This is a genomic window from Nitratidesulfovibrio vulgaris str. Hildenborough (assembly GCF_000195755.1).
In the GTDB taxonomy this organism is placed as follows: domain Bacteria; phylum Desulfobacterota; class Desulfovibrionia; order Desulfovibrionales; family Desulfovibrionaceae; genus Nitratidesulfovibrio; species Nitratidesulfovibrio vulgaris.
In genome coordinates this window covers 2,848,522-2,864,719 of record NC_002937.3, presented here as the reverse complement: position 1 = coordinate 2,864,719, position 16,198 = coordinate 2,848,522, and the positions used below count along the sequence as shown (strand labels likewise).

Annotated in this window: 12 protein-coding genes; 7 read left to right on the top strand and 5 right to left on the bottom strand. The window is 65.2% G+C overall.

Annotated features, from left to right (window positions below; all coding sequences use genetic code 11):
* Positions 1 to 313: 313 nt before the first annotated feature.
* Positions 314 to 1,156 carry a 1,4-dihydroxy-6-naphthoate synthase gene (locus DVU_RS12925; RefSeq protein WP_010940021.1) on the top strand — a complete coding sequence of 281 codons (843 nt, stop codon included), beginning with the start codon at positions 314 to 316 and terminating at the stop codon, positions 1,154 to 1,156.
* A gap of 276 nt (positions 1,157 to 1,432) precedes the next feature.
* Positions 1,433 to 2,410, top strand: a complete 978-nt coding sequence (locus DVU_RS12920; RefSeq protein ID WP_010940020.1) for a quinone oxidoreductase family protein — start codon at positions 1,433 to 1,435, stop codon at positions 2,408 to 2,410.
* 265 nt (positions 2,411 to 2,675) lie between these two features.
* Here DVU_RS12920 and DVU_RS12915 read toward each other — a convergent pair whose 3' ends face one another.
* The 3 genes from DVU_RS12915 to DVU_RS12905 form a co-directional block, all read right to left on the bottom strand.
* Positions 2,676 to 3,503 (bottom strand): C-GCAxxG-C-C family protein, encoded by an 828-nt coding sequence (locus DVU_RS12915; protein ID WP_010940019.1) that lies wholly within the window; start codon positions 3,501 to 3,503, stop codon positions 2,676 to 2,678.
* A gap of 109 nt (positions 3,504 to 3,612) precedes the next feature.
* Entirely contained in the window at positions 3,613 to 4,134 is a 522-nt protein-coding gene (locus DVU_RS12910; protein WP_010940018.1) for a rhodanese-like domain-containing protein, read from the bottom strand.
* Between the two features lie 10 nt (positions 4,135 to 4,144).
* Positions 4,145 to 4,645 carry a MauE/DoxX family redox-associated membrane protein gene (locus DVU_RS12905; RefSeq protein WP_014524564.1) on the bottom strand — a complete coding sequence of 167 codons (501 nt, stop codon included), beginning with the start codon at positions 4,643 to 4,645 and terminating at the stop codon, positions 4,145 to 4,147.
* A gap of 169 nt (positions 4,646 to 4,814) precedes the next feature.
* On the opposite strand from DVU_RS12905, the gene cbiD reads away from it, so the two are divergent.
* The 3 genes from cbiD to cobM are packed head-to-tail and all read left to right on the top strand — an operon-like array spanning position 4,815 to position 9,093.
* Positions 4,815 to 5,984 (top strand): cobalt-precorrin-5B (C(1))-methyltransferase CbiD, encoded by a 1,170-nt coding sequence (cbiD, locus tag DVU_RS12900; protein WP_010940016.1) that lies wholly within the window; start codon positions 4,815 to 4,817, stop codon positions 5,982 to 5,984.
* Entirely contained in the window at positions 5,981 to 8,302 is a 2,322-nt protein-coding gene (gene cbiE / locus DVU_RS12895; RefSeq protein WP_164562101.1) for a precorrin-6y C5,15-methyltransferase (decarboxylating) subunit CbiE, read from the top strand. The genes cbiD and cbiE overlap by 4 nt, the downstream gene beginning before the upstream one ends.
* A gap of 2 nt (positions 8,303 to 8,304) precedes the next feature.
* A complete protein-coding gene (gene cobM / locus DVU_RS12890; protein ID WP_014524561.1) occupies positions 8,305 to 9,093 on the top strand; it encodes a precorrin-4 C(11)-methyltransferase in 789 nt (262 codons plus the stop codon).
* Between the two features lie 131 nt (positions 9,094 to 9,224).
* Here cobM and DVU_RS12885 read toward each other — a convergent pair whose 3' ends face one another.
* Both DVU_RS12885 and DVU_RS12880 read right to left on the bottom strand, forming a co-directional pair.
* Positions 9,225 to 12,269 carry a hypothetical protein gene (locus tag DVU_RS12885; protein ID WP_010940013.1) on the bottom strand — a complete coding sequence of 1,015 codons (3,045 nt, stop codon included), beginning with the start codon at positions 12,267 to 12,269 and terminating at the stop codon, positions 9,225 to 9,227.
* A gap of 417 nt (positions 12,270 to 12,686) precedes the next feature.
* Positions 12,687 to 13,631 carry a hypothetical protein gene (locus tag DVU_RS12880; RefSeq protein WP_010940012.1) on the bottom strand — a complete coding sequence of 315 codons (945 nt, stop codon included), beginning with the start codon at positions 13,629 to 13,631 and terminating at the stop codon, positions 12,687 to 12,689.
* Between the two features lie 377 nt (positions 13,632 to 14,008).
* Here DVU_RS12880 and DVU_RS12875 point away from each other — a divergent pair, with 377 nt between their 5' ends.
* Positions 14,009 to 15,166, top strand: a complete 1,158-nt coding sequence (locus tag DVU_RS12875) for an ABC transporter substrate-binding protein (RefSeq protein WP_010940010.1) — start codon at positions 14,009 to 14,011, stop codon at positions 15,164 to 15,166.
* A gap of 109 nt (positions 15,167 to 15,275) precedes the next feature.
* Entirely contained in the window at positions 15,276 to 16,196 is a 921-nt protein-coding gene (locus DVU_RS12870; RefSeq protein WP_010940009.1) for a branched-chain amino acid ABC transporter permease, read from the top strand.
* Positions 16,197 to 16,198: the final 2 nt, after the last annotated feature.

Below are 16,198 nucleotides of genomic sequence, written 5' to 3'. Positions count from 1 at the left end.
CTTGCGTCGGCATTCGTCGTTCACCCGGCGTGTGTCCTGCGACCGGGCCGAGGGGCGTCCCCGTCTTTAGCTGGCGTGCCCGCCGCTGGTGTGCCCGCACCATCCGGGGAGTGCGCTTGACCTCGTCAGGGGGCGGGGCGCATCATGCGGGCAATGGTCTGCAAGCTACTTGAAGAGAGAGTCACAGCCCTACGGCCCCCGCGGATGACCTGTTGCGGGGTAGCCCGGCAGCATGTTCCGGGCTGGTGCCGGACAACACATCCCAATGTATGAGAATGACCGAGGGCTTCGGCCCGTATCCCAAGGAGTCTTCATGAACGCCATGCGCACCTTCTCGCTGGGCATATCGCCCTGCCCCAACGACACCTTCATCTTCGAGGCCCTCGCCAACGGGCGCATTCCCCTGCCCTGCGGTTTCGAGATGTTCATGGCCGATGTGGAGGTGCTGAACGGCCGGGCGCGTGAGGGGTCTCTGGATGTGACCAAACTCTCCATCGCTGCCATGGCCCATGCCGCAGGGCGTTACCGGCTGCTTCGTGCCGGAGGGGCGCTGGGCCGGGGATGCGGCCCGTTGCTGGTGGCAAGGCCCGGACTGTCGGTGGAAGACCTCACCCATGCGGATGTGGCCATTCCGGGCGCCATGACCACCGCCAACCTGCTGCTTGGCCTGCATGGCGGCTTCAGGGGCGACCGTGTGGAGATGGTCTTCGACGAGGTCATGCCCGCCGTGGCCGCCGGGGAGGTGCCCTGCGGCGTGGTCATCCACGAGGGGCGCTTCACCTATCCGGCCTTCGGTCTCGACCTCGTCCTCGACCTCGGCCGCTGGTGGGAGGGGGCCACGGGCATGCCGTTGCCCCTCGGGGCCATCGCCATCCGCCGCGACATCGACGACGCCACTGCGCTGGCGGTGGAGGACGCCATACGGCGCAGCCTCGCCCATGCGCGTTCGCATCCCGCCGACGGACGACCCTATATCAAGGCCCATGCGCAGGAATTGGCCGACGAGGTCATCGACAGTCATATCCGCACCTTCGTCAACGATTTCAGCATGGACCTCGGGCCGGAGGGGCAGTCCGCCGTGTCTGCGCTGGTCGCCAAGGCCGCAGAGGTCGCGGGCGTCGCCCTGCCGGACGCCCCCCTGTTCCTTGAAGGGTAGCGTCGAACGGGCCTTTCGCGCAGCCCGTGCCGCCTTTCACGCTGTCGTGCCGCTTTTGACGGTATGCCTGCGGTGCCCATCGAACCCCGTGGTGCCTTCTTGCCCTGCATCCCTTGCGTGGTAAGGTTGAAGGTGATGGCACTCCGCTTCGGGCTGGGCGCCGTCCGGCGCGGGCGTCCTGTTGCAAGGTGCTTCCTGTCAGGGGGGTAGCCATGCCAGCCGTACCCGCCCGCCATCATCCAGCGTAACGGGTGCGTAGCCCGCAAGGAGGCGACCATGTCAAAAGCCATCGTCCTGCACGCCCACGGAGGCGTCGACAACCTTCACTGGGAAGAGCGCGACCCCGGTCGCCCCGGTGCCGGTGAGGCCCTCATCCGTCACGAGGCCGTGGGGGTCAACTTCATCGACATCTACCATCGGACGGGGTTGTACCCGCTGCCTGCCCTGCCCGCCGTGCTGGGCATGGAGGGCGCGGGCATCGTGCTTGCCGTGGGTGAGGGCGTCACCGAGGTGCAGCCCGGGCAGCGCGTGGCCTATGCGGGAAGGCCCATCGGCGCGTATGCGGAGGAACGGTGCATCCCGGCACGTCGGCTTGTGCCCCTGCCTGACGCCATTCCCACCCGCATGGCAGCCGCCATGATGCTGCGGGGCATGACCGCCCGTTACCTGCTGCACGGATGCTACCCTGTGAGGCAGGGGACAACCCTGCTTGTGCATGCCGCTGCCGGGGGCGTGGGGTCGATGCTCGTGCCGTGGGCGTGTCATCTCGGGGCCACGGTCATCGGCACGGCGGGTTCGCCGGAGAAGCGCGAAAAGGCGCTGGCTGCCGGCTGCCATCACGTCATCGACTACCGTACTGGCGGCGTCGCGGCACGGATACGTGAACTGACCGACGGCCGCGGGGTGGATGTGGTCTATGATTCCGTGGGGCAGGCCACGTTCATGGATTCGCTCGATTGCCTGCGTCCCATGGGCACGATGGTCTCGTTCGGGCAGTCGTCCGGCGCGGTGCCGCCCTTCGACCCCGGCGTGCTGGCGGCGCGCGGGTCGCTGTTCCTCACGCGGCCCAGCCTCATGCATTACACCGAACGCCGTGAAGACCTGCTCGCCCATGCCGCAGACCTCTTCGACGTGGTGGCGCGGGGTGTCGTCTCCGTGCACATCGACCAGTCGTGGCCTCTTGCACAGGTGGCAGAGGCGCATACCGCGCTCGAATCGCGCCGTACGACGGGCACGATGGTGCTGGACGTGTAGCCTGTTCCGGGGGGGGCTGGCTGCGTTGGTGACGCGAGGCCCCGACTTGAGGCCCCGACTTGAGGCCCCATCGTGAGGCCCCATCGTGCTGACTGTGCACGTTCAGGCGGGGCGGGCTGGCGTGATTGCCAGCGTGGCGCGACCTCGGGACTGTCCCGGTGCGGGGTGCCCTTTGGTGCCCCGATGCCGGCTCATTGCGGCCCCCCCATTGTCGCGTTGTGGGGCAGCCGCCACCAGATGCGGGTCAGGGTGTGCACCTTGTAGGTCAGGCGCGCCTGCGGAACAGGGCCGTGAAACGGCGTCGCCATGCTGTGAGGCGCGTGTCCGGCCTGCGGGGCAGTCCCTGCGCGTTCACGGGCCGCACACCTTCGTCGAGAAGAAGCCGTGCCGCCATGCGCGCAGCCTCCTGCGTCAGATGCTGGCACTGGGCGAAATGGGCGGCCTTGTCGAGGTTCTTCGTGAGCACCCTGCAACAGGTGGCCCCGAAGGCACGCCTGAAGGCGTCATGCAGAACGCGGGCGTGGCGTCTGCCGGGTGCGCCGCTGGCACCGTCGCATCGTCTGCCCAGATACAGCCCCACCCCGGCGATACCGCCGGACAGCGCACCGCAGGTGCAGCCCGCGCCGCCCATGCCCTGACAGAATGGCGTGCCCAGTGCGGCAGCCTGTTCCGGAGACAGTGGCCCGCCCAGCCCCTCGGCGAGGGCGCGAAGCACGGCCTCGGCACAGAGATGCTGCCGTGTGGCGAACAGGTTGGCTGCCCGCTGTGCCACGGCGTCGCACAAGTCGGGCGTGTCGACATCACGCAAGCCGGACATGCCGCCATTGTATCGGGCGGCTGTGCTGGCGAAGGTGTCGTGTCCCGATTCGTTACGGGTGCTTTCGTGCGGGGATGCTTCCGGCGCGATGGCGTCCGGCCGTTCAGGCATGATGTCTTTCAGGGGTGCAACGCCTTTTCTCGGCGTCAGGGGCACCAGCGGCGTTGGCTTGTCCGGTGTCATGGAGGGAATGGCGTCGTTCGGGGCTGTCCCGGAAGGGGGGCCGGTGATGGTGCCGTTGCGTGCCATCTCGAGTCCATGCCGTGGGGCGGTCATGTCGTTTGTGGGTCTCGGGCGGGGGCATGAAGACGCCGGGGGGGTGCCACGCCCGGCATGCCAGAAAGCGAAAAGGGGCGGCGGGCACGACCCGTCGCCCCGAAGATGTCTACTTCACGGTGTCGACGGGGAACTTGGCTTCCTTCCACGCGACGATGCCGCCGGGCATACGGTAGACATTGGTGTAGCCCAGCTTCTGGGCCCACACCGCACCGTTGTGCGAGCGGGTGCACTTCACGAAACCGCAGTAGAAGACCAGAGGACGGTTCTTGTCGGGGCCGAGAAGCGCCTCGAAGTCCTGCTGGCTCTTGTCGCCGGTCTCGGCCATGTTCCAGTCGTTCATGTCGGGGATGGGGAAGAGGAACTGCACGGCACCGGGGATGTGGTTCTTCTTGTACGAATCCTCATAGGGCATGGTGTCGATGACAAGGACGGTCTTGTCTCCATCCATCATCTTCTTGGTCTCGTCCACGGTCAGCAGCTTGTAGCCGCCCTTCACGGTCTCGCGCGCGAGTTTGACGGACTTGGCTTCAAGATCCTTTTCGGAAAGGCCCTGAAAGGGATTGTCGCAGGCGGTGAGGCCCAGCGCGGTGAGCATGAGCAGTGGGGCGAGCAGTTTCTTCAGGTTCATGATGTCCTCCTCAGGGGTGTGGAACGTGCAGGGCGGCGCGTGTGTGCCGACCGAGATACAGATGAAGCGACCCGGCGAGAAGCAGCAGGTCGCGGATGAACGCCTCTTTCAGTGCCGACCCGTCGTCGTGTCCGGACGGGATGTCACCTGGGGCGAAGCAGCCACAGTCGCCGATGGACAGCCCCGACCAGATGGCGTACCCGAGAACGGCTAGGAATAGAACCGTCAGGGCCGTGACGAGCGCAAGCCCCCAATCCCGCCCTGCCAGCAGGGCCACACCGGCCACGACTTCGACAAGCGGTAGCAGCAGCGCCACGAAGGGCAGCAGGTCTATGGGGACGATGCCGTACATGTTGACGATTTCAGCGAAACCGCGCACATCGTACAGCTTCGTCGCCCCCGCGATGATATAGACCGCTGCAAGCGCAAGACGCACTGTGAACAGCACAGGGCGGGCCAGCGCGAAGTCTCGCAGTCGCGACGGGGAGATGACGGTGGTCTGAACGGACATGGTACGGTGGTCTACGATGCTGGCGCATCCGTCAAATCGATTGTTCTTATGATGTTGCACTATGTCTATCGACACGACCGATAGCGGAGCGACGTGCTCCGCTCAAAAGAAGGCCCCGGCGGACGATGCCGGAGGGCCCGCAGCGCGGGTATCCCGGCCCGTTGCGGGCATGGAGTCACGCGCCGACCATGCCGTCCCTGCGGACGAAGGGCACGGCGCGACGGAACCTCCCCGCGGACGCGACCGCGCGGCCCTGCGCGAGGGGTTCACCACTGGCACGGCCATGACCGCCGGGGCGGTGGCCGCGTTGCGTCACGTGTTCGGCCTGCCGTTCCTGCCTGTTCTCTCCGTGCCGCTGCCGCCGCAGGAGGGCGTGGGCGTGCCGGGACGCCTCGGTGTGCCCGTGGCGGAAGTGCTGACCGAAGGTGACGGTGCCACGGGTGTCGTCATCAAGGATGGCGGGGACGACCCGGATGCCACCCACGGGGCGCGCATCGAGACCCATGTTCGCCTGCTGCCCGATGCGACGGCTACGCTTCTGCTTGAGGGCGGCACGGGCGTGGGGCGCGTCACCCTGCCCGGACTGCCGGTGGCGGTGGGCGAGGTGGCCGTCAATCCCGGCCCGCGCGCCCAGCTGGAGTTCGCCGTGCGCGAGGTCTGCGCGGCGCAGGGCTATGGTGGCGGTGTACGGGTCACTGTTCGTGTGCCTGAAGGCGAAGCCATCGCAAGACATACTCTCAACGGTCGTCTGGGCATCGTGGGCGGCATCTCCATCCTCGGCACGCGGGGCACGGTGCGTCCTTACAGCCATGAGGCGTGGAAGGCCGCCATCGCGCAGGAACTCTCCGTGGCGCGTGCCCTTGGCCACCGCCGCGCCTGTCTTTCCACGGGCAGGCGCAGCGAGACGCTGCTCATGCGACGCTACCCCGACCTGCCTGAACAGGCGTTCGTGCAGGCGGCCGACTTCGTGGCCTTCGCGCTTGGGGCGGCGGCCGAACGGGGGTTCGAAGCGCTTGCATGGGGCTGTTTTTTCGGTAAGTTGGTGAAGCTCGCGCAGGGGTTGCCGCACACGCATGCACGCACTGCGCCCCTCGATCTGCCTCTGCTGGCGCAATGGTGCCGCGAAGCGGGTGTAGACGAGGCGCGCGTCGAGGCTGTTGCGGGGGCGAACACCGCCGGGCAGGCGCTCGACATCATCACCCCGGATGCCGCATGCCATACCGCACTCGACGCGGTGACGCGACGCGCCAAGGCGCACGCCGAACGCTTCGCCGGGCCGGGGGTGGGCGTCACCATCCATCTCTTTCACCTGAACGGAACGGAACTGACCAGCGCATGAACGGACAGGCCCTTCTTCCCGGTATCATCTTGCCCTCTCCGGTGGATGAGGGCGTCTCTGAAGCCCCGCAACCCGACGTGGCAGACGGTGTGTCGCCCTGTGAAGCCAGCGACCTTGCCTGTCCCGAAGGGACGGGGAGTGGTGACACGCCCTGCCATTGCACGGATAGTCATGATGATGTCACCGGATGCCCCGACCACGAGACAGTAGGCGACGCGGAGTCGTCCGTCCCCGTCCATGAACTGCCCCTCTTGCGATGGCTTGGTGCAGCGGGCGGCCTTGCGCCCGGAGAACCCGCACCGGGTGACTCCGCCGCGGATGGCCCCTCCCTATGTGAGCCTGAAGCGGGCGAACTCTCATCAGACGAGTCTGAACCGGTTGGATTCACAACGGATAGGCCTGTGTCAGGCGGCTCTTCATCGGGCGAACCCGTATCAGGAGCCTCTGTGACGGATGGTTTCACGGCGGGCGGGGAGGCTGAGATGCCGGAGGCCTCTGACATCATGCCTGCGTTCGCGGATGCGCCCGACGCCTCTGATGAGTTTGGCACTTCTGATGTGCCTGCTGCTTCTGGTGTGTTTGGCGCTGATGCGGGGCATGGCGGCTTGGATGAAGGCGACGGCGCGGGCGACGACGGTGAAGAGGGGGATGAGGCGCAGGCATGGCCCCCGTTCACGCCGGATGTGCTGGCATCGCTGTGCACCGTCGAGGTGCAGGGGAGTGCCCATGCGTCCGCTGCGACCGAGGATGGCGATGGCGGTCATATATTCCCTGAAGCGGATGACGCAGTCTGCGGGGCCGCGTCCCAAGAGGCCGCTTGCGACGATACGGGCGACGGTTGCCACGGGGGTGCCGTCTTGGAAGACGCCAGCCCGGCGACTGCCGCGGCTGATATCGGTGCCGCTCATGTCGCCGTCCCCGAATGCGGTGCAGCACCGGATGCCCTAGCTGGACGTGATGGTGCCGAGGCGGTCTCCCTCGACGCAGGACTCTCCGGTGGCAGTGCCTCCGATGGTCACGCCAAGGTTTCTGAATCTGCGTTCTGCGCCTCTCCTGAAGTCGGTGATGCCGGGTGCTGTCTGCCTCCGCTGACGGTACTCGGTCTCGGCACGGGGGATACGGCGCTCTCTCCTGTCCATGAGTCGCTCTTGCGTGATGCGGAGGTGCTGGTGGGCGGCAGGCGGCAGCTTGCCGCCTTCCGCGGGCACCCCGCGCGACAGGTGGTCATCGCCTCGCCCGTGACGGACGCCCTTGAAGCCGTCGCCCGCTTGCGTGAAGAAGGGCGGCGTGTGGTGGTGCTTGCCGATGGCGACCCGCTCTTCTTCGGCATAGGCACCCGTGTGGCCCGTGATTTCGGGCCCGATGCCGTCCGGGTGGTGCCGTCCGTAAGCTGTCTGCAGGCGGCTGCGGCGCGGCTTGGCATGGCGTGGCACGACACCGTGACCGTCTCCATGCACGGACGCGACGACTGGCGGCCTCTCGCGGCGGCGGTACTCGGCGGGCACCCCGTCTGCGTGCTCACCGACGGCGTGAACACGCCCGACCGCATCGCCCGCCATCTTCTCGACCGCGGTGTGGACTGGTTCCGTGCGCATGTCTTCGAGGACATGGGTACGGTGGAGGAACAGGCTCACGACCTTTCGCTTGCCGCATGTGCCGCCCTCGACTTCGGGCCGTGCTGCACCGTGCTTCTGGTGCCGCAGGGCGAGGTGCGCGGCCCCCGCACCGGGATGCCCGACACCTTCTTTGCCGCCGAGGCGGGGCTGCTCACCAAATGGCCCGTGCGGGCGGTGGCCCTTGCCGCGTTGCGCGTGAACCCTGCGGATACCGTGTGGGACGTGGGTGCCGGTAGCGGTGCCATGTCGGTGGAGTGTGCCGCCGTCGCATCGCGGGGTAGCGTATGGGCCGTCGAACGCGACGCTGCCCGCGTGGTCTGCGTGGAGGAGAATCGGCGTCGTATGGGGGCGGCCAACATCGAGGTCGTGCACGGCGACGCCCCGGCGTGTCTCGCCAGCCTGCCCACACCCGACCGGGTGTTCATGGGCGGCGGTCTCGGTGGCATCAGTGCCGATGCCTCCTGTCCGGTGCTGCATACCGTCTGCGAGAGACTCGCCCCCGGCGGGCGCGTGGTCGTGGCGTGCGTGCTGCTGGGCAGCCTCGAAAGGGCACTGGGGGTGTTCCGCAACCTCGGGTGGCCCGCCGAGGTCGTCTGCGTACAGGCTTCGGTCTCGTCGCCTCTTGCCGGTGACATGCGCCTTGCGGCGTTCAACCCCGTGCATCTTGTCTCTGCCGCACGGCCACAGACGGGAGGGCAGTGACCATGGGAGACGATACCGTGAAAGGCCATGACACCATACGGGTATGGTTCGTGGGGGCAGGGCCGGGAGACCCGGAATTGCTCACCATCAAGGGACAGCGCATCATCGCCGGGGCCGACCTCGTACTCTATGCGGGCTCGCTGGTGCCGCCCGAGGTGGTGGCATGCGCCCACGCTGGCGCACAGGTGGCGGATTCCTCATCCATGACACTGGAAGAGACGCACTCGCTCATGCGGGACACCGTCCGGCGTGGGGGGACAGTGGCGCGGGTGCACACGGGCGACCCGGCGCTATACGGGGCCACCCGTGAGCAGATGCGGCTTCTCGATGCGGACGGCATCGCCTATGGCGTGGTGCCGGGCGTGACGGCAGCCTTCGCGGCGGCGGCACAGGCGTGTGTCTCGTTCACCGCGCCGGAGGTCACGCAGAGTCTCGTCATCACCCGTCTTGAAGGACGCACCCCCGTGCCTGAACGCGAACGGCTGCGCGCCCTTGCCGCGCATGGCAGCGCGCTGGCCATCTATCTTTCAGCAGCGACGCCTGAACGCCTGCGTGACGAATTGCTGGCTGCGGGGGTCGCACCGGAGACGTGCGTGCTGGCTGCCCACCGGGTGGGGTGGCCCGACGGCAGCCATGTCATGACCACGGTGCAGGCGCTTGCGGAGACCATGAGCGAGACAGGTTACTCGCGCCAGACGGTCTTTCTGGTGCTGCCCGGCGAGACGGGGCCGGAGACGGTCTCACGGCTGTATGACGAGACATTCGCCCACGGCTGGCGTGAAGCCCGTTGAACCCCTGCGGCCTTGCGGCTGTCGATGACTGGAACGGCCGCTGCGCATGAGCGCAGCGGCCGTTCTTGCATATGGTGCAATCTGTGGGCGGAAAGCCACTGCCGTGGACGTTCCCCTTGCCCCCGATGTCGTCAGCAGCCTGCGGACCCTCTGGCGCAAATCTGTTCCATGTCGCGCAGGTACTCTTCGTGGCGGTCGAGATAGAAGGCCAGCGGGCGGGAGAAGTTGCGTCCCACGATACCGTCCACGAACAGCTGGCTTACCTCCCGTTCGCGGGTGAGCACCAGCTGTGAACGGACGAGTACCTTGCGTTCATCCGCGGACATGCTCCGCAGTTGCTCGCGCAGGATGTCGCGGGCCCGCGGCTGGTACATCCAGAAGTACATGAGGTCGAGGGCGTTGATGATGATGGCGGTCTCAAGATGCCTCGCCTCGGCTTCGACGGCGCGGATGAACTGCTTGGGCGCCTTGAGCAGTTCCAGCACGTCCTCCTCGGGGAAGAGCAGTTCGAGGCGGGCGTAGCTGTCATAGAGCTGTTCGAGTTTGCTCTCGTAGTCCCACCGGCGCATCCGCAGGTTGCTGTTGCGGTCGGCGAATCCTTCGATGATGGCGGCCACGGTGTCGGATGCCGTCTTGGAGATGACAGCCGCACCGGGCTGGATCATGGCCCACGGGTCTGCCACGCCGCCAAGGACGAGCAGTTCGAGGGCTATCTCGTTGTAGAGCATCGACATGGGGATGGCGAGCGCACTGCGGAACAGGTTGCCGATGATGGCCTCGCGTTGCAGGCCCCGGTAGCTGTTGTGCGCGGCGATGTACAGGCCGTTGGCCACGGCGATGCAGGTGTACACCAGCGTGGGGTTGGACTGTACGGTGAGTCCCAGCATGTCTTGCAGCACGAGGCTGCGCATCACCACTTCCAGCAGGGGGACGGAGATGCCGGTGTACATGAGCGAGTCGCTGATGCGGCTCCAGCTCACGTAGTCGTTCCAGCGCAGCAGCGGGGTGCGGCTGATGCCTCCACCGCCGAGCACCGCCTGCAGGATGTTGCGGAACCCCGTGATGCCGAACCATATGAGTGCGCCGAACCACGCCAGCACCCACCATGACTGTGTGTACTGGAACGAGAGCATGGCAGGGATGAAGCCCGCAAGCACCTTGAGCAGGTTGACGATGCCGGTGTTCATGTAGCCGAAGCCCATCCAGCGCGGACAGGCCGCCCCGGCGGTCTCCTTCAGGGACAGGTCGTTGTCGTTGTCGCGCAGGAAGCCGCCCAGCGTGGCGATGTTGCCGTCCGCCGTGACCCGCGAACTGTCGGTGCGTACCACCCACTCCGTCTCGCGCCGGTAGCCGAGGCGCGAAAGTCCCGGAATGCGGCGCAGCATTGCCGTGAGCCGTCGCCCGAGGGGCGGGTGGCGCCGGGGCTGGTAGCTTTCACGCAGGAAGACCGTGGTGCGCACGGGGATGATCTGCCGCATGGTGTCCTTCGGGTCGCGGATGACCCGCTGGGCGCGTGGCGGCAGCGTCTCGGGAAAGACAAGGCCCATGCCGTGCATCCGGTGCGAACGGCTGGTGGAGTCGGTGCCGATGCGCGACCTGAGCGGCACCGACTTGTAGAAGCCCTGAAGCCTCGGGATATTTCGGAGAACGGCGCGGAACTTGTCACACCGTTCCTTGCAGTCTGCCGTGCCGGACTCCGTATAGTCCTTGATGATGTTGCGGATGAGCTGCTTGAGCAGGGGCACGCGACCGCTGTTGATGGCCAGCTGCAGGGCATTGATGGCTTCGAGCCCGTCCGCCTTGCCCTCGTGCCAGTCCTTGAGGTTGAACAGCTCAAGGTGCGTGATGAGGCCTTCGCAGTCCCACAGCAGTTCGAGCACATCCTCGACCGTGACGCCCCCGAGGTTGAGCGTCACGCGGTAGCCGCTGTGCAGACTGGTGAGCCAGTCGAGCAGCGAGCGCGGGTCCATGCGCAGGATGTCGGGCAGTTCGGGTGCTTCGGAAGGCACTTCCGGGTCGGGCAGGTCGTCGTTGGCCACATGGGTGAGCCATGTGTCGAGGATGGTCTCAGGGTCGAGCCTGTTGAGCTGTTCGACCCGTGTCTCGATTTCGGCACGTCGCGGCGGTGTGGCGATGCGCCATTCGTCGCGCAGTTCCTCGACACGACTCTCCAGCGCGGGCTTCATCCGCTTGTGGATGAACTCGGCAAGGTGCAGCAGCGACGCCTGTCCCGTGCCCACGAAGGCGAGAAACTCCTCGCGTCCCAAGGGTTCGAGGGTGAGGCCAAGCTCGGTGTTCAGAGTGCGGCGGTGGCGGTTGTTCCAGCGCTGGAGCATGCGCAGCACATACTGCTCTTGCCAGCGCGACGCCTTGCGCCCTTCGTGCATGAGGTGCTGCGTGGGGGCTTCGGCGAGAAAGGCCAGAAAACCCTGTGCGTCGGAGAAGCCGCGGGGCACCCAGATGAGGTCGACATACTTGCCTCGCAGCGGTGACTTGAACTCGACGCCGATGCGGATGGACACGCCCATGATCTCTGCCGCCTGCAAGAGTTCCTGTGCGGCGGCGGGCTCGATGTAGTTGTAATAGATGACCGTGAGGTGGCGTATGCCCTTGATCCACGCATCCATGATGAGGTGCGTGGGGTTCTTGCGCCCCTTGGTGTTGGCGTCGTGGACGTGGTTGTCGAAGGCAAGCTGGTTCCATGCCTCGGGCATCTCCAGCAGGTGATAGCGCCGCAGAAGGGCGCGGATGACGCGGGGCTTGCCCGAAGCCGCACGCCTGAAGTCGTGCGCGAGTTTGAGCTGTCGGCACTGGTCGCCATGCGCTCGCACCAGTTCCTTCATGATCTGGATGAGCACCCGGGCCGTGTTGCGGCGAAGCCCGGTCTCGGCGCTCATGAGGGCTTCGTCGCGCAGGGCGGTGAGGGCCATGAGGCGGTCTTCGGCCCTGCCTGCCTCGAGGGTGTCGAGAAGGTTGATGACGGCGTAGGCGATACGGAGTTCACGCGAGACCGAAAGCTCCTTGATGCCGTGTGGGTGCAGGTTGCCGTCGAAGAGTTTCCGGACCATGGGACTGGTGTACTGCCGTTCGATGACCTTGTTGGCCATGAGCAGCAGTTCGCGGTCTTGCTGGTCGAAGAAGAGGGAACGGAAGGACATCTGGGCCACAGCTCGCATGTTGGTGTTGCCCGTCGAAGGGACGGGAGCAGTGCCATTGTTACGGAATGGTTACGGACTCGTCAACGCGAGTGTGCATGTGTGGGCGACAGTATTCATGATGGACGGTGTCGACTCCGCGGCGGGTGTCATTACAGGGCGCCGGGTATCGGACTCACGGTCCGGCGTCACCATGCGGCAGCTGGCCCGACTGCGGTATCTGGCCTGTTGACGTACGTCGTCTCCTGCGTGTCCGGCAGGTTTCCTGCCTGTGTCCGTCTGCCGTTCTGGCTTGCCCCCGTCTGTCATCCTGATTGTCCTGTCCGTCGCCACACGGCGTCCCTGCCTGCCGTCGGGCCTATCGCCTCGCCTGCTGCGCGACCTCTCCGCCTCCTCACCCGTCGGCTTCGACAGCCCTTGCGCAGGCGCATGAAGGCCTCAGGCGATGGAAACGAAAGCCTTGCCTTGGGCGATGAGGGTCACAGGCCCGCCAATCCATGCCTCGATGCCGTCGGCACCCGCCTTCACTGTGGCACGGATGACGGCACCGCTTGGTTGTCCGATGACGTGCCACGCGTCGTTCGTGCACTCCGCATCATCCGGAGGAGTGCAGCAATCACGGGGTACGCGGGTGATGCGTTCGGCTGGCTTGCCCGTTGCGGGGCTTGCGGCCTTGTCGATGGCATCAGCCGCAGGGGCGGCGTGGCGCGAGAGGTGCAATGCCAGCGCCAGCGTCCCCGACCCGCACGCCGTCTCTTCATGGATGGTGGCGGTGTCCCGGACATGCACTACCGGCTTGATGAACCGCCTTCCGCCGTTTTCACCGAACCAGATGCACCCCGCAGCGGGTGCCTCATCCAGTCCGTAGCGCCGCAGGATGCCTGGCACTGTCTCACCGGGGCGTCCGGGGTAGGGGTGAAGCGCAAGGTCGAGCAACAGGTGGCTGATGCCGGGAAGGCGGACAAGGCTCATGCCCGGTGCGATGTCGACCATGTCTGGCATGGCGGGAAGGTCCATGCGTATGGAGGCGTCCACTGCACCGTCAGGCAGGTGCCTTGCTGTGAAGTGTACCGGAGTCGATACGCCGGAGGCGGCGATGCGCCCTGTGCTCCCTCCTTGTCCGTCGTCCTGCACCCGTCCTTCAAGCAGGAGGAGTGCGGCAAGGCAGCGGCAGGCATTGCCGCAGAATTCGCCTCCCATCATGTCGAGGCGGGGGATGGAAGACCCCATGTCGATGAAGCCCACCTGTTCCGCCCCAAGGTGGAGGCCGTGCATGAGCCGCGTGGCGACAGGGGCCCTGTGAAGGGCATCTACAGCGGAGTGGGGGACGAGGATGGTGGTGTTTCCGCCGGGACTCATTTTGTGGAATGGGATGGCTAACATGGCGACCCTGTGTGTTTGCGCGTTTAATCGTTTGACGATGCTGTAAATGGTAGTTTTTCAGACCACTAAAACGGTTGCACAGAAATCTCGGTGGTGGCTTGTCATTCCATAACTGCACTGAAATCAATATATTAAAAAACGACTGTTTTGTCATTCAGTATGCATGGAATTAAAACAGACCGTAATCTAATGCTACAAAGTTAACATACTGAAAATACGCGTATTTTATTATAACAATAATGTCAAGTTATAACATATTGATTTTATATGCTGTTTACAATAAGGACAAAATTGATAAATGATGTTCCCATCTCCCGCTGATTGCTGTACTAATTGCGAACCGTCATTTCATTCATCACCTTGCGAGGAGGCTAGCGATGAGGAAAACCGTTCTGTCCATGCTGATGCTCCTTCTGATGGCTTCGGCAGCGTATGCGGCCGATACCATCAAGATAGGCTTCGACATCCCGCTCACCGGTGACATCCCCAAGGTCGGCGAGGCCTCCAAGTTCGCCGCCGAGATGCTGCGCGACGAGATCAACGCCAAGGGCGGTCTCGAAGTGGGCGGCAAGAAGTACATGCTCGAATTCGTGTATGAGGACAACGAGTCCAAGCCTGAGTCGGCCGTCAACGCGGCACTCAAGCTCATCGAGCGCGATCAGGTGCTCGCCATCGTCGGCCCCAACTCCTCCAAGCAGGCTGTGCCCGCTGGCGGCGTCGCCGACGACAACGAGACCCCGCTCATCTCGCCGTGGTCCACCAACCCCGACACCACCAAGGGGCGTCCCTGGGTGTTCCGCGCCGCCTTCCTCGACCCCTTCCAGGCTCCTGTGGTCGTGAACTTCGCCTCGAAGCAGTTCGGCGCCAAGACCGCCGCCGTCATGTTCGACGTCTCCAACGACTACTCCAAGGGCCTTGCCGACATCTTCCGCGTGAAGTGGGAAGAGAAGCACGGCAAGGGCACCGTGGTCGCCTTCGAGTCGCACGGCACCAAGGACCAGGACTTCTCGGCCCAGCTGACCAAGCTGCTCGCAGCCAAGCCCGACTTCATCTTCCTGCCCGAGAACTACAACATCGTGGCACTCATCGTGAAGCAGGCGCATGACCTTGGCTGGAAGGGCCCCTTCATGGGTTCCGACGCGTGGGGTTCTGCCGAACTCATGACCCTGTGCGGCAAGGATTGCGTGGGCCAGTTCTTCTCGACCCACTACGCCGCGGCTGGTGCCACCGGCGCCACCAAGGAATTCATCGACAAGTACACCAACCGCTACGGCTACATCCCCGACGACGTGGCCGCGCTGACCTGGGACGCCACCCGCATCGTGCTGACCGCCATCCAGAACGGCGGCAAGGTCGAGAAGGATGTCCGCAAGATGCGCAAGCTCATCCGCGACAACATCTCGGCCATCACCACCTTCGACGGCATCACCGGCAAGATGAAGTTCGACGCCGAAGGCGACCCCATCAAGTGCGCCGTTGTCGTCAAGATCAGCGACAAGGGCGAGTTCGTCTTCACCGAATCCGTCTGCCCGTAACGGCCGACACCCGCATCGACACGAGGGGGCGGCGCGCATCGCGCGCCGCCCGTCCATTGCCCCCCGCGCGCCGCGCCAGGGGCTGCGCTTCACGGAGGGACAGGCGACAGTGGAAACGTTCATCCAGAACATATTCAACGCGTTGCAATGGGGGAGTTTCTACGCCCTCATCGCGCTCGGTTATACGCTGGTGTACGGCGTACTTCTGCTCATCAACTTCGCCCACGGCGACATCTTCATGGTGGGCGCGTACATCTCGTTCTTCGTTGCCTCCATCCTGCTCGGGCAGATAGGGGGATTCTTCGAACTTTCGGGGCCCATGGCCCTTGCCCTCACCGTGCCGCTGACCATGGTCCTGACCGCAGGCGTCGGGGTCACCCTCGAACGGGTGGCCTACAGACCCCTGCGCCGCAAGGGGGCCCACCGCCTGTATGTGGTCATCACCGCACTCATGTGCGGCATCATGCTCGAGAACGGCAACCTCGCCCTGCTGGGCGCCAGCCGCAAGGCTCTGCCGGAGATGATCGACAAGGTGGTGTACACCATCGGCACCGTTTCGGTGACCAACCTGAAGCTCATGGTCATCGTCACCGCCTTTCTCGTCTTCGCGCTTCTGCAGTTCATCGTCACGCGTACCCGCATCGGCATGGCCATGCGCGCGGTGGCGTGGGACAAGTTCGCGCTGCCGCTCATGGGTATCCCGCTCGACAGTATCATCGTCTTCACCTTCGTGCTCGGCTCCGGTTTTGCCGGTCTTGCGGGGCTGCTCTTCGCCATGTCGTACCCCATCCTCGATCCCTACATGGGAGCCATGGTGGGGTGGAAGGCCTTCATCGCCGCCGTCGTGGGCGGCATAGGCGATATCCGCGGGGCGTTCATCGGAGGCTTCCTGCTGGCGTTCATCGAGATCATGGTGGCGGCGGTCTTCCCCTCCACGTTCCGCGACCTGTTCGCCTTCTCGATTCTGCTCTTCATCATGTGGCAGCGGCCCACCGGACTGTTCGGCGTGGCGAAGACCACCAAGATCTAACG

Coding starts and splice junctions, on each gene's coding strand:
- DVU_RS12925 (WP_010940021.1), top strand. CDS start 314: ATGAACGCCATGCGCACCTTCTCGCTGGGCATATCGCCCTGCCCCAAC.
- DVU_RS12920 (WP_010940020.1), top strand. CDS start 1,433: ATGTCAAAAGCCATCGTCCTGCACGCCCACGGAGGCGTCGACAACCTT.
- DVU_RS12915 (WP_010940019.1), bottom strand. CDS start 3,503: ATGACCGCCCCACGGCATGGACTCGAGATGGCACGCAACGGCACCATC.
- DVU_RS12910 (WP_010940018.1), bottom strand. CDS start 4,134: ATGAACCTGAAGAAACTGCTCGCCCCACTGCTCATGCTCACCGCGCTG.
- DVU_RS12905 (WP_014524564.1), bottom strand. CDS start 4,645: ATGTCCGTTCAGACCACCGTCATCTCCCCGTCGCGACTGCGAGACTTC.
- cbiD (WP_010940016.1), top strand. CDS start 4,815: ATGGAGTCACGCGCCGACCATGCCGTCCCTGCGGACGAAGGGCACGGC.
- cbiE (WP_164562101.1), top strand. CDS start 5,981: ATGAACGGACAGGCCCTTCTTCCCGGTATCATCTTGCCCTCTCCGGTG.
- cobM (WP_014524561.1), top strand. CDS start 8,305: ATGGGAGACGATACCGTGAAAGGCCATGACACCATACGGGTATGGTTC.
- DVU_RS12885 (WP_010940013.1), bottom strand. CDS start 12,269: ATGCGAGCTGTGGCCCAGATGTCCTTCCGTTCCCTCTTCTTCGACCAG.
- DVU_RS12880 (WP_010940012.1), bottom strand. CDS start 13,631: ATGTTAGCCATCCCATTCCACAAAATGAGTCCCGGCGGAAACACCACC.
- DVU_RS12875 (WP_010940010.1), top strand. CDS start 14,009: ATGAGGAAAACCGTTCTGTCCATGCTGATGCTCCTTCTGATGGCTTCG.